This is a genomic window from Marinobacter mangrovi, assembly GCF_016798325.1.
Taxonomy (GTDB): domain Bacteria; phylum Pseudomonadota; class Gammaproteobacteria; order Pseudomonadales; family Oleiphilaceae; genus Marinobacter_A; species Marinobacter_A mangrovi.
Map to the genome: position 1 here is coordinate 80699 of NZ_JAERVO010000003.1, position 12752 is coordinate 93450.

Below are 12752 nucleotides of genomic sequence, written 5' to 3' on the forward strand. Positions count from 1 at the left end.
GAGGGACGGCAGGCGCGTGTAGGCGCGCCTTGTCATCCCTCGGGAGGGCCGCCTCCGGCCGGGACGCCGTCAGGCGCGACGGCCCTCCCGCTTTAACACTCCCGGCGCCCATTCAGAAGCGACCGAAGATCAGAATCATGACTAGCCAACAGCACACTGTAGAAAAAATCGGCGGTACGTCCATGAGCGACTACCAAGCCGTACGTGACAACATCATTGTCGGTGATCGCAGCGCCGACGACCTCTACCAGCGTATTTTCGTGGTTTCCGCCTACGGCGGCGTGACCGATGAGCTGCTGGAGCACAAGAAGACCGGTGAGCCGGGCGTGTACGCCCTGTTTGCCGACGCCGAATCCGACTGGGCCTGGGGCGACGACCTCAGCAAGCTGACCCAGTTCCTGACCGACTTCAACGGCGAACTGTTCGATGACCCGATGCTCAAGCAGCAGGCCGACCAGTTTATCGTGGACCGCATCGAAGGCGTCCGCGGCTGCCTGATCGACCTCCAGCGCCTGTGCTCCTACGGCCAGTTCCAGCTGGAAGAGCACCTGCTGACCGTGCGCGAAATGCTGGCCGGCATCGGCGAGGCCCACAGCGCCTTTAACACGGCACTGAAGCTGCAGGCCGAAGGCATCAATGCCCGTTTCGTCGACCTGACCGGCTGGCGCGACAACGAACTGCTGCCGCTGGACGAGAAGCTGAAGCAGGCGTTCGACAATGTCGACCTGAGCCGCGAGCTGCCCATCTGTACCGGCTACGCCCAGTGCGAGGAAGGCCTCATGCGGACCTTCGACCGCGGCTACAGCGAGATGACCTTCAGCCGCATTGCGGTCATCACGGAATCCGCCGAAGCGGTAATCCACAAGGAATATCACCTGAGTTCCGCCGATCCCAAGATCGTCGGCGAGGACAAGGTCGTTCCGATCGGTCGCACCAACTACGACGTGGCCGACCAGCTGGCCAACCTGGGGATGGAAGCGATTCACCCCCGGGCCGGTAAAGGCCTGCGCCAGAACGACATCCCGCTGCGGGTGAAGAACACCTTCGAGCCGGAGCACACCGGGACGCTGATCACCCGCGACTACATCAGCGAGAAGCCGCAGGTGGAAATCATCGCCGGCCGCAAGGGTGTGTTTGCGATCGAAGTGTTCGACCAGGACATGCAGGGCGATCCGGGTTCCGACCGCCGCATCCTGGACGTGCTGAGCCGCTTCAAGGTGCGTTGTGTCACCAAGGACACCAACGCCAATACGATCACGCACTACGTGGACAGCACCCTCAAGCACGTCAAGCGTGTGGTTCGCGCCCTGCAGGATGAATTCCCCAACGCGGAAATCGCCACCCGCAAGCTGGCGGTGGTCTCGGCCATCGGCAGCGACATGCAGGTGCCGGGCATCCTGGCCAAGACCGTGACCGCCCTGGCGGAAGAGGAAATCAGCATCGTCGCGCTGCACCAGTGCATGCGTCAGGTGGATATGCAGTTCATCATCGACGAGGACCATTACGAGAAGGCGATCGCCAAGTTGCACGCCACCCTCATCGAGCCGCATAACCACGAATACGCCATCGTTGCAGCGGTCGGCTGAAGAGCCCCGGGACCCGACAACGGGCCCGCCTTGGGCTGACAGAATTATCGGGGCCGGGAACGGTCGCCCTGGCTCCGGTAATGGAGGATGTCTTGCCTCCTGATCGGGCCGCCTGAACTGCGAATTTCGGGCGGTTCCGATCACCTTTTGCGACTGCGTCCATCCCGCCGCTTCCTGTCTCTTCGGTTCAATCCGCCGGCTCACGATCGTCGTACATACGGGTACATTCCAACCGGAACCCTCAGACGATGCGAGATACCCGTTGGCCCGACCGCCCCGTATCGGCGGAACACACTGACGACCTGGACTTCGCGGAACAACCGGCCCGCGCGCCCGAGGCGCTGCCGGCGTCCGACAGCGGCGGCGACAGCCTGTCGCTGATCTCCCATTATTTCCGCGATGCCGCCCATCATTCCCTGCTGGGGGAACGCGCCGAGCGCCGGCTGAGCACCCGACTCAATCGGGCCTTGCGCGTCCTGGAAACCCATCGTCAGCTGCCTCCCGGAACGCCACGCACATTACGTGATGTGCTGGATGGCCACAGCGAAGCGGATTTCAGATCCCCCCACGCGCGTCGGGCGGTTCGTCTGGCGCTGGCCTGCCGCCGCACCCTGATCGAGAGCAACCTGCGACTGGCGGTCCACCTGGCCCGACGCCATGCCAACCGCGGAATACCGCTGACGGACCTGATCCAGGACGGCAACATCGGTCTGATCAAGGCGGTGGAACGCTTCGCCCCGGACAAGGGCTTCCGCTTCTCCACCTACGCCTACTGGTGGATCAGTGAGGAGATCCGGCGCAGCCTCAAGCGCGGGCGTCGCATCGTGCGCACGCCGGAACAGGTGGTGGATGAGATCCGCGCCCTGCAGGCCGCCACCCACAAGCTGCAACAGGCCTCCGGTCAGGCGCCGTCGGCCCGGGAGCTGGCCAGCCACCTGGATACCACGCCGGAACGGGTCGAAGAATTGCGCGGGCTGTCCGTGCCGGAAGTGTCCACGGAGACGCCGCTCAGTGACAGCGAGGATATCCGCCTGGGCGACGCACTGGCGTCGGAAGCCCACCACACCCAGCCGGACCTGGCGCTGGTGCCTCGCGATCAGCAACGTCTGATGGATGATATCCTGTCCAACCTGACGGACCGGGAGCGGGACATCCTGTGCCGCCGCTTTGGCCTGGGGCTGCCCGAGCCGGAAACGCTGCAAAGCATCTCCGAGCATCTGGGCATCAGCCGCGAGCGGGTTCGTCAAATCGAGAAGGGTGCGCTGGCCAAGCTGCGGTCCCAGTACGCCAATCTGGCCAGCCTGGCTGGCAACTGAAGCTCAGGCGCTGACCGTCGGCGCCGCCAGCAGCCACACGGCAGCCAGGATCTGGCACAGGCACGCCACCAGGGTGAGCACCATGCGTAGCCGACGGTACCACCCCGGCCAATACAGGCGCATCCAGCGCACATCCACGATGTAGAGGATCAGGTAGGCCAGGGGATAGACCACGGTTTGTGCCGTCAGTGGCAGCAACAAAGCCAGACCGGCGGTGAGGAAGAACAGCTGGCTGATCACCAGCGTCCAGATGGGGGACAAGGGAAAACAGCGCTGCTCCAGCTGCAGGGCGATCGGCCAGTAGACGCCGGCCATGAACGCCAATACGCCGGCGCTGTAGATGTAGAACAGTTTCACACACAACGCTTCAGCGACCGGCCAGAGGATGATCGCCAGTGCCCCGAAGATGAACGGCACCAGACCGGCAAGTCCGATGGCGGTGGCCAGTCGAGCAACCGCAATCATGAGCGGCGGTCCTGCACGCGAATGCGCATTGGCTCGGCGGGGGCGTTCAGCCCCACCATCTCGTCATAGGCGGAGGCATGAACGACTTCCGTGCGCTTCACATCGAACGAACCCAGCAGATCCTGCGCCTGCCAGGCACTCTTGAGAAGACGCGTCTTGCCCTGGTCGTCGGACAGCACCTGCATACCGTCTTCCAGATGCAGTCTCGCCATGTAGAACTGACCTTCGAGGGATAACAGCTCAAGCAGATCGATCTGCGGGTTGCCCCGCTGCCTGAGTTCCTCCAGCGTGATACGCACGTTTATACCCTCCATCGGGCCAGACAAGCTGCACCCGGCGTTGCGTGTAAAACCTGCGAAGACATACGCCGGACCGGCGGGATAGGATCAGACGGCCGACGAATCCGGTCGGGGAAATGACGCGTCGCCGGCCAGTTCGGCACAGACCGGATGCTGGGGACAGTGCCAGAGGTGGTCGTTCACCATGCCCACGGCCTGCATGAACGCGTAGACAATGGTGGGCCCGACGAACGTGAACCCGCGTTTCTTGAGGGCCCTGGAAAGCGCCTCGGCTTCCGGCGTCGTGGCCGGCACGTCGGACAGCTCGCGCCAGGCGCCCTGAATGGGTCGGTAGTCCACGAACGACCAGAGGAACTCGGAAAACGACTGGCCCTGCTCGGGAAATGCCAAAAAGGCCCGGGCGTTCTTGACGATGGACTGCACCTTGAGCCGGTTGCGGACAATACCGGGATCCTGCAGCAGCTCGGCAATGCGGGCGTCGTCGTAGCGGGCGATCTTCTCCGGGTCGAAGTCGTCGAACGCCGCCTCGTAGTTGCCCTGTTTGCGCAGGATGGTGATCCAGCTCAGGCCGGCCTGCTGGCCATCGAGGCAGAGCTTGGCGAACAGCTCCCGATCATCGGAGACCGGGCGCCCCCACACGTTGTCGTGATAATCGACGTAGAGCGGGTCCGTGCCACACCAGCCACAGCGGTTGTCTGCGTCCATACCGACTCCTTCCCAACAGTTTTGTTCTGGCTACGGTTGCAGCCGCTGAATGCGCCAATGGCCGTCGTCACGCACGTATTCGAAGCGGTCGTGCAGTCGGCTGGGCCGGCCCTGCCAGAATTCAAACCGCTCAGGGACCAGACGGTAGCCCCCCCAGAACGACGGCAACGGCACCTCACCCTTCTGGAAACGCTGCTTCATCTCTGCGACTTTCTGCTCCAGCAGCCCGCGCGAGGTGATGGCCTGGCTCTGTTCGGACACCCACGCACCGATCTGGCTGCCCCGTGGCCGGGATGAAAAATAGCGCAACGACTCGGTCTTGCTGACCTTCTCCACCGCGCCCTGTATGATCACCTGGCGATTCAGGGCCAGCCAGGGGAACAACATGGCCGCGCGTGGATTCTCGGCCAATTCGTGAGCCTTGCGGCTCCCGTAATTGGTGTAGAACACAAAGCCGGCACCGTCGAAATACTTCAGCAATACCGTCCTCAGGCCGGGCTGCCCGTTGGCACCAACGGTGCTCAATGACAGTGCATTGGGCTCCAGCACGCCCGCTTCCCGGGCATGGTTGAACCAGGTTTCAAACTGGCGCACCGGATCCGCATCCAGTTGATCACGATCGAGCCCCTCGGACTCGAAATCCCGGCGCATGTCACTGATATCCATAATGTCGTCCCATCGCGACCTGTCTCGCCCAGGCCTGCTACCCATACATTCGATCACCGCACCACCGGCGGATGCAGGCGGCTGACGTCCGCCTGAAACATACGCGCTGACGGCCACCACCGGTTCACGCCCCGCCACGCCGCGATTGGCTGGCATGGCCGTTGCTCCTTTCCGGAACTGGAAGCTTCCCGGGGCCCGGCACGATCGGAATCGGCCCTACAACCCCGAACGACACCCGGCGATGCGTTGCGGGCCCTCATGATACGGCGATGTGTGGCCTGATGGTATGTCGCGATCGTCGCATCAGCCTGCCACCCAACTTGATCCAGGTCATTATTTAGATGCCAAAGGTTTTTCGGGGCCGGATAATGGAGCGGGAATTGCCTAATCTGTTATGTATGTCGAACCGACGCACCGTTCTAGCCTTTGATTTTAGGCTTTGGTAGCGTGCAGAACAGTTTTGCCAGGGAAGGAAGGCGCGTGTATGAGTGGGATTTCAAATTTTTACTATACTGAATAAATCATGGGGTAGAAGGCCGCGAGCCTCGCAGGACCACCTGAATGAAACCAAAAGTTGTTATCAAACACCTCTTCAAGGTCTTCGGAGATAACCCGGAAGAGGCAATGGCCCTGGTCAGACAGGGCGTTGGCAAGGCCGACATCTTCAAACAAACGGGTATGACCCTCGGCGTCATGGATGCCTCCTTCGAGATCTACGAAGGGGAGATCTTCGTCATCATGGGGCTTTCCGGTTCCGGCAAATCCACCCTGGTACGTCTGCTTAATCGCCTGATCGAGCCCACCGACGGTGAGGTCTGGGTCGGCGACCAGAACATCTCCTCTCTCTCGGAAACCGAGCTCAACGAACTGCGCCGCAAGAAGATGAGCATGGTGTTCCAGTCCTTCGCCCTCATGCCCCACATGAACGTGATCGACAACGCCGCGTTTGGCCTGGAGTTGTCCGGTGTGCCGCGGGACGAGCGCCACAAGCGGGCCCGGGCGGCGCTGGCGCAGGTCGGTCTCGAGGCCAACGCCCGCAGCTATCCGGACGAGCTGTCCGGCGGCATGCAGCAGCGCGTCGGCCTGGCCCGGGCGCTGGCCAATGATCCCGAGATCATGCTGATGGACGAGGCCTTCTCGGCGCTGGATCCCCTGATCCGGACCGAAATGCAGGACGAACTCGTCAAGCTGCAGAAGGACTCCAAGCGCACGGTCATCTTCATTTCCCACGACCTGGACGAAGCCATGCGTATCGGCGATCGCATCGCCATCATGGAAGGCGGTCGCGTGGTCCAGGTCGGTACACCTGACGAGATTCTCAAGAACCCGGCCGACGATTACGTGCGCTCCTTCTTCCGGGGCGTCGACGTGTCCACCGTGCTCTCCGCCAAGGACGTGGCCACCAAGAAACAGGTGACCGTCATCGAGCGCGAAGGGGCCGGCATTCCGGCCGCCGTGCAGCGCCTGCGCCACAACGAGCGTGACTTCGGCTACGTGGTCAGCCCGGACCAGGTGTATCACGGCGTGGTGTCGCTGGATTCCCTCCAGGCGGCGGAAAAGAACGGTCAGCGCGTGAGCGATGCCCTGCTGCCCGATATTGATCCGATCAACGCCTCCACCCCCTTGACCGACGTCATCGGACCGGTGGCCGAAGCCCCCTGTGGCCTGGCGGTCGTCGACGAGAACGGTCACTACCTGGGTGTCATTTCAAAAGCAGCGTTGCTGCAGGCTCTGGATCGGGAGGGCGAATAACATGGCGGATAACAACACCTCACAGACAGGCGATACCGCTCCCCAGGACACGGGCGGCGCCAACCCCTGGGCCAACGCGACCCAACAACAGGGCTCCGGCGGCGATGCCAGCAATCCCTGGGGTGCGGCCAGTGGCGGCGCGGATGCCGGCGGCGACGGCGGTGCCAGTTGGTTGAACGGCGCCGACCAGGTGGACGTGGTCCACAACACCCTGGCCCATCCGTTCCAGACCGAGTGGTTCGACATCCAGGGTGGCGTCGAACACGGCATCGACTGGATCGTCGACAACTTCCGGGTGTTCTTCCAGCTGGTCAAACAGCCGGTGGATCTGGCCCTCGGCTTCTTCGATTCGACGCTGCTCAGCGTGCCACCGGTGGTCATGATCATCCTCTTCGGCCTGGTGGCCTGGCAGCTGGCCGGCATCCGGCTGGCCATTGCGGCGATGGTCGGCATGACCGCCATGGGCGCCATCGGGGCCTGGCACGAGGCTATGACCACCCTGTCGCTGGTGATCACCTCCGTGCTGTTCTGCATGATCATCGGGATCCCGTCCGGCATCTGGATGGCCAAGAGCGACACCGTATCCCGCGTCATTCGCCCGATTCTCGACGCCATGCAGACCACTCCGGCGTTCGTCTACCTGGTGCCCATTGTCATGCTGTTCGGCATCGGTAACGTGCCGGGCGTCATCGTCACCATCATCTTTGCCGTGGCACCGGTGATCCGGCTGACCAACCTGGGGATACGGCAGGTGCCGTCGGACCTGGTGGAAGCGTCCCGTTCGTTCGGCGCCAATTCCCGTCAGCTGTTGTTCAAGGTCCAGCTGCCGCTGGCGATGCCCACGATCATGGCCGGCGTGAACCAGACGCTGATGCTGGCCCTGTCGATGGTCGTCATTGCCTCGATGATTGCCGTTCCGGGCCTGGGGCTGATGGTCCTGCGGGGCATCGGCCGGCTGGATATCGGCCTGGCCACCGTCGGCGGCATCGGCATTGTCATCATGGCCATCATCCTGGATCGCATGACCCAGGCACTGGGCCAGGACTCCCGGAATCGGGGGACCCGTCACTGGTACGAATCAGGCCCCGTGGGGCTGATCTACTCACTGATAAAAAAGAAGAAAGAAGCCTGAACAAGGCTTTAAACCCGAAGCAGGAGGAGAATTAAATGACTCTCAAACAAGCACTGACAGGCGCGCTGTTGGCCGGCGGTGTTGTTCTGGCCGCACAGGCTGAGGACATGCCCGGCAAGGGCGTAACCGTCCAGGCCGTCCAGAGCCCGATCGCCGAGGAAACCTTCCAGACCATGCTGGTTGACGAAGCCTTGCGAGACCTGGGCTACGACGTCAAGGACATCCAGGAAGTCGACTACAGCGCCGGCTACACCTCCATCGCCAACGGTGATGCCACGTTCATGGCGGTCAACTGGTATCCGCTGCACAACACCATGTACAAGAACGCCGGCGGTGACGATGTCTTCTACCGCAAAGGGCATTACATCGAAGGCGCGGCACAGGGCTACCTGATCGACAAGAAAACCGCCGACAAGTACGGCATCGACAACATTGCCGACTTCAAGGATCCCAAGATCGCCAAGCTGTTTGACACCGACGGTGACGGCAAGGCGGATCTCACCGGCTGCCAGGCCGGCTGGGGCTGCGAAGGTGTGATCGAGCACCAGCTCGATGCGTTCGATCTGCGCGACACGGTCACCCACAAGCAGGGCCAGTACGCGGCCATCATTTCCGACACGATCACCCGTTACAACAACGGCGACCCGATCTTCTACTACACCTGGACGCCGTACTGGGTCTCCGGTGTGCTGGTTCCGGGCAAGGACGTGGTCTGGCTGGAAGTGCCCTTCTCATCCAACCCGAACGGCACCGACACCGAACTGCCCAACGGCAAGAACTACGGTTTCGAGATCAACAGCGAGCGGATCGTGGCCAACAAGGCCTGGGCCGAGGAAAATCCGGCGGCCGCCAAGCTGTTTGAAATCATGAAGGTCTCCGTCAACGACGTGAGTGCCGAAAACATGAAGATCCGTGACGGCGAAGATTCGCCGGAAGCGATCATGGGACACACCAAAGCCTGGATCAAGGCTCACCAGGACACCTACAACGGCTGGCTGGAACAGGCCCGCGCCGCGGCGAAGTAAGCGCCTACCCCGGGGTGCCTGCGGGCACCCCGCTTTCCTTTCCCCATCCCTTTGTGTCCATGGCGTCAAATCACCCAGACAGCCATTCCGGACACGCCACCATCGAAGCAATGACAGTCACCTGGCCATCGGACTATGCTTCTATACTCGACATATCCCATTGTTTTGGTGACGTCCGGGTCTTGCCTGCATCCTGATGACACACCGACAATATCCGTGCCCCCGCAATAACAAGGAGAGAGTTCGTGGCCGACCCCAAGGCGCGCAAGCCCATCTACAAGATGGTCTCGTTCTGGCTGATCCTGCTGCTGGTCCTGTACACGCTGGCCGGCTTCATCGGATTGCCCTGGTGGCTGCAGCGTCAGGTGCCGGCACAGCTCGAAACCCAGCTGGGCTGGGAGGGCTCGGTGACCGACATCGACTTCAACCCGTTCACCATGACGCTGGATGTCGAGGGGCTGGACGCCAAGGATGCGGACGGCGAACCGGTCGTGTCGGCCAAACAGCTGCACGTGGATCTGACGGTCTGGCGACTGATCACCGGCACCATCGCCTTCGAATCCATCCGGCTGGACTCACCTTTCGTTCGCGTTGATCTGCTCAAGGACTATGGCGTCAACCTGGTGCGGGACTGGACCCACAACCACCCCGCGAAAGACGAGCCACCCGAGGAACAAAGCGCCTCCAGCGAGCCACCGCACCTCTACTTCAATGAGATTCAGCTCAATGACGGCAACGTCCGCTTCCGCGACTACAGCCAGGGCGAACCGGAAACCTTCGACATCCAGCCGCTGAACGTCACCCTCAACGACCTGGCCACGTTCAGCGACGACGGCAACCCCAGCGACTACACCCTGTCGGCCGCCATCGGTGAGCAACAGATCGACTGGGACGGCAACATCGGTCTGATGCCTTTCCACTCCAACGGCCACATCCGGCTGAGCGACATCAGCCACACCACGCTGGTGCACTTCGCCTCGCCGTACGCCCCCTACGTGGTCAACCAGGGCACCCTGTCGCTGGATACCGACTACGCCATCTCCAGCGCCGGCGCATTTGCGCTGGTCACACAAAACGGCGAACTGCGAATCGACAACCTCAGTGCCGGCCTGCCGGACGCCGATGCGCCGTTCGCCACCCTGGCCGCGCTGGTGGTCAAGGGCATCACGTTCAATCTCGGGGAACGCTCCCTGGCCATCGGCTCGGTCGACCTGGATCAACTGAAAGGCGATGTCAGTCGCGACAAGGATGGCCTGATCAATGTCATCAAGCCGTTCACCGGCCAGCCGGAAGAGGACAAGCGCGATCAGGCCGCATCCGGTGGCGACAACGGTGGCACCGGCTTCAACTGGCGCATCGATACCGTGCGCCTGGCGGACAGCGAGGTCCACTGGCAGGACGCGGTGCCGGAGACGCCGGCCGACATCACCGCCAGCGGCATCAACGCCGAAATGGGGCCTATCAGCCAGGCACTGGATGAGCCGGTCCCCTACGACCTGAACCTGCGTACGGGCGAGGCGGGCAAGATCGCGGCCAAAGGGCAGGTAACGCTCGCACCATTCACCCTGGAATCCACCCTGTCGCTGGATGGCATTGCCCTGGCGCCGTTCCAGCCCTACGTCCAGCAGAGTGCCGATGTGGCCTTCGCCGGCGGCACCCTGAACATCGAAGGGGAACTGGATCTGGACGACCAGACGCCCGCCCTGACCGGCACCTTCAACGGCAACGGCCAGGTGAAGGACCTGAAACTCACCCGCGCCGGCCAGTCCGATTCGATCCTCAGCTGGTCCTCGTTGCGCCTCAACCCGGTGGAACTGAACCTGAACCCCGGCCGGCTGGAAATCGGCACCATCACCCTGACCGATCCGGATGCCCATATCGTGCGGGCCGCCGATGGCTCGACCAACCTCTCGGGGCTCATCAAAGGCAGTGACACGGCCGGACAGGACACCGCCGAAGAGCCCGCCAAGGAAGACAAGGGGGACAAGCCGGACTTCGTGTTCCGGGTGACCCAGGTCGAGTTGGAGAACGGCCAGTTCGACCTGGCGGATCGCACCGTCAAACCGGTCTTCACCACGGGCATGCGCAAAGTCAACGGCATGATCGAAGGCCTGAGCAACGTACCGCCACAGCAGGGCAGCGTGCGCATGAGCGGCGAACTGGGCCAGCGGGGGCATGTCAAAATGAACGGCTCCATCGGCACCCTGGGGCAGGAAGACACCACCCATCTGGAGCTCAACCTCGACAACATGGCCATGGCCGAACTCTCGCCCTATTTCGGCCGTTACCTGGGCTATGCGGTGGACAGCGGGAAGCTGCGGATGGACCTGAAATACGACATCACCGGTCCCCAGATCAAGGCCGACAACCGGATCGTGCTGGACCAGCTGACCCTGGGCCAGTCGGTCCAGAGCGACGACGCGGTGAACGTCCCGGTGAAGCTGGGGCTGACCCTGCTGCGCGACACCGATGGCGTGATCGATGTGGACCTGCCCATTTCGGGCAACCTGGACGATCCCGAATTCCGCGTTGGCCAGGTGGTGCTGCGGGCCTTCATCAACCTGCTGGCCAAGGCGGCCACGTCACCGTTCAACATGCTGGGTTCAGTGGCGGAGCTGGCCGGCTTCTCCGGGGAAGAACTGGGGCAGGTGGCCTTCGTGCCCGGCACCACCACCCTGGCGCCGGGTGAAGACAAGAAGCTGAAGCTGCTGGCGGATGCCATGGCCGACAAGCCGCAGCTGTTGCTGAACGTCCGTGGCGCGGTCGCGCCGGACATCGACGGCCTGGCCCTGAAAGCCGAGCGGCTTAATGCCCAGCTGGATCTCACCGCGGACGTCGACCGCAAGCAGCGGGTCCGCGCCCTGGAGAGTCAGGTGGTCAACCAGCAGGGCGAGGCGGCCCTCAAGAAGCTGCAGGCCGACAACAAACAGACCGGGGACGACCGGCTCAACAGCGCCGAGTGGGTCACGACCCTGGTCCGCGCCCTGACCAAAGACGTGCAGTTGCCACCGGAGGCGCTGAACCGACTGGCCCAGCAGCGCGGCGCGATCCTGCAGAAACAGCTGTCGGACCAGTACGATATTCCCGACGATCAACTGTTCCTGCTGGCGCCGTCCGAGGACGCCAAGACCGAGATGGGTGAAGACGCGATTCGCGTGATTGTGCCCTTCGCCATGGATGCCCGATAGATGAGCCGTCGCCTGAGCCATTTCTTCGCCTACATCGCCCGCCTGCGCTGGATCAAGCGCTGGGGGCTGATGCGCAACGCCATCGAGGAAAACGTGGCGACCCACTCCTGGGAAGTCGCCACCATCGCCCACGCCCTGGCGCTGATCCGCAACCGTCACTTTGGCGGCGCGGTGGATGCGGACCACATCGCCGCGGCGGCCCTCTACCACGACGCCACCGAAGTGATCACCGGCGATATGCCGACGCCGGTCAAATACCATTCCAGCGTCATGCGCGAGGCGTTCAGCGAGATCGAGCACAAGGCCGAGGATGAACTGCTCGATCTGCTCCCCGAGAGCCTGCAGGCGGACTTTGCCACCTACATCAAGGAATCCCGCTGGGATGACGATGTGAAAGTCCTGGTGAAAGCGGCCGACCGGCTGTCCGCCTGGCTCAAGTGCCAGGCCGAGATCCAGGCCGGCAACAAGGAGTTCGAGCCGGCGGCGGTGCAGATCCTGGAGCGGCTCAGGAGCGAGGACCTACCGGAAGTGCAGTATTTCCTGGACGTGTTCGCGCCCAGTTACAGCCAGCCGCTGGATCATTTGTTGGGGGATTAAGTCTCGGGCGAGGGCGCGCCG

The 12752-nt window shown here is 62.8% G+C and carries 11 protein-coding genes; 7 read left to right on the forward strand and 4 right to left on the reverse strand.

Features of this window, described 5'->3' with window-relative positions; genetic code table 11:
• Window positions 1-137: 137 nt before the first annotated feature.
• Both JL474_RS09965 and JL474_RS09970 read left to right on the forward strand, forming a co-directional pair.
• Entirely contained in the window at window positions 138-1586 is a 1449-nt protein-coding gene (locus tag JL474_RS09965; RefSeq protein ID WP_123633620.1) for an aspartate kinase, read from the forward strand.
• Between the two features lie 248 nt (window positions 1587-1834).
• Entirely contained in the window at window positions 1835-2902 is a 1068-nt protein-coding gene (locus tag JL474_RS09970; protein WP_203141967.1) for a sigma-70 family RNA polymerase sigma factor, read from the forward strand.
• A 3-nt stretch (window positions 2903-2905) separates the two neighbouring features.
• Here the strand turns inward: JL474_RS09970 and JL474_RS09975 are convergent, their stop codons facing one another.
• The 4 genes from JL474_RS09975 to pdxH all read right to left on the reverse strand — a co-directional run bounded on the left by JL474_RS09975 (window position 2906) and on the right by pdxH (window position 5037).
• Window positions 2906-3367 (reverse strand): DUF3429 domain-containing protein, encoded by a 462-nt coding sequence (locus tag JL474_RS09975; RefSeq protein WP_203141968.1) that lies wholly within the window; start codon window positions 3365-3367, stop codon window positions 2906-2908.
• A complete protein-coding gene (locus JL474_RS09980; RefSeq protein WP_203141969.1) occupies window positions 3364-3666 on the reverse strand; it encodes a DUF6482 family protein in 303 nt (100 codons plus the stop codon). The genes JL474_RS09975 and JL474_RS09980 overlap by 4 nt, the downstream gene beginning before the upstream one ends.
• Window positions 3667-3753: 87 nt before the next feature.
• Window positions 3754-4371: a DNA-3-methyladenine glycosylase I gene (locus tag JL474_RS09985; protein WP_203141970.1), complete on the reverse strand. Its 618-nt coding sequence runs from the start codon at window positions 4369-4371 to the stop codon at window positions 3754-3756.
• 30 nt (window positions 4372-4401) lie between these two features.
• A complete protein-coding gene (pdxH, locus tag JL474_RS09990; RefSeq protein WP_123633625.1) occupies window positions 4402-5037 on the reverse strand; it encodes a pyridoxamine 5'-phosphate oxidase in 636 nt (211 codons plus the stop codon).
• 561 nt (window positions 5038-5598) lie between these two features.
• Between pdxH and proV the strand changes: the two genes are divergently transcribed.
• The 5 genes from proV to yfbR all read left to right on the forward strand — a co-directional run bounded on the left by proV (window position 5599) and on the right by yfbR (window position 12731).
• The gene (gene proV / locus JL474_RS09995) at window positions 5599-6789 is read left to right on the forward strand and encodes a glycine betaine/L-proline ABC transporter ATP-binding protein ProV (RefSeq protein WP_123633626.1); all 1191 of its coding nucleotides are present in this window, start codon (window positions 5599-5601) and stop codon (window positions 6787-6789) included.
• 1 nt (window position 6790) lies between these two features.
• Entirely contained in the window at window positions 6791-7921 is a 1131-nt protein-coding gene (gene proW / locus JL474_RS10000) for a glycine betaine/L-proline ABC transporter permease ProW (protein WP_203141971.1), read from the forward strand.
• Between the two features lie 35 nt (window positions 7922-7956).
• A complete protein-coding gene (proX, locus tag JL474_RS10005) occupies window positions 7957-8946 on the forward strand; it encodes a glycine betaine/L-proline ABC transporter substrate-binding protein ProX (protein ID WP_203141972.1) in 990 nt (329 codons plus the stop codon).
• A gap of 245 nt (window positions 8947-9191) precedes the next feature.
• Window positions 9192-12134 carry a DUF748 domain-containing protein gene (locus JL474_RS10010; RefSeq protein WP_203141973.1) on the forward strand — a complete coding sequence of 981 codons (2943 nt, stop codon included), beginning with the start codon at window positions 9192-9194 and terminating at the stop codon, window positions 12132-12134.
• Complete coding sequence (yfbR, locus tag JL474_RS10015; protein WP_123633630.1) at window positions 12135-12731, forward strand: 5'-deoxynucleotidase; 597 nt, start codon at window positions 12135-12137, stop codon at window positions 12729-12731. It begins immediately after the preceding gene.
• Window positions 12732-12752 lie beyond the last annotated feature (21 nt).

Bases quoted from the DNA above. Each gene is read 5' to 3' on its own strand.
- JL474_RS09965 (WP_123633620.1), top strand. From the start codon at position 138: ATGACTAGCCAACAGCACACTGTAGAAAAAATCGGCGGTACGTCCATG.
- JL474_RS09970 (WP_203141967.1), top strand. From the start codon at position 1,835: ATGCGAGATACCCGTTGGCCCGACCGCCCCGTATCGGCGGAACACACT.
- JL474_RS09975 (WP_203141968.1), bottom strand. From the start codon at position 3,367: ATGATTGCGGTTGCTCGACTGGCCACCGCCATCGGACTTGCCGGTCTG.
- JL474_RS09985 (WP_203141970.1), bottom strand. From the start codon at position 4,371: ATGGACGCAGACAACCGCTGTGGCTGGTGTGGCACGGACCCGCTCTAC.
- pdxH (WP_123633625.1), bottom strand. From the start codon at position 5,037: ATGGATATCAGTGACATGCGCCGGGATTTCGAGTCCGAGGGGCTCGAT.
- proV (WP_123633626.1), top strand. From the start codon at position 5,599: ATGAAACCAAAAGTTGTTATCAAACACCTCTTCAAGGTCTTCGGAGAT.
- proW (WP_203141971.1), top strand. From the start codon at position 6,791: ATGGCGGATAACAACACCTCACAGACAGGCGATACCGCTCCCCAGGAC.
- proX (WP_203141972.1), top strand. From the start codon at position 7,957: ATGACTCTCAAACAAGCACTGACAGGCGCGCTGTTGGCCGGCGGTGTT.
- yfbR (WP_123633630.1), top strand. From the start codon at position 12,135: ATGAGCCGTCGCCTGAGCCATTTCTTCGCCTACATCGCCCGCCTGCGC.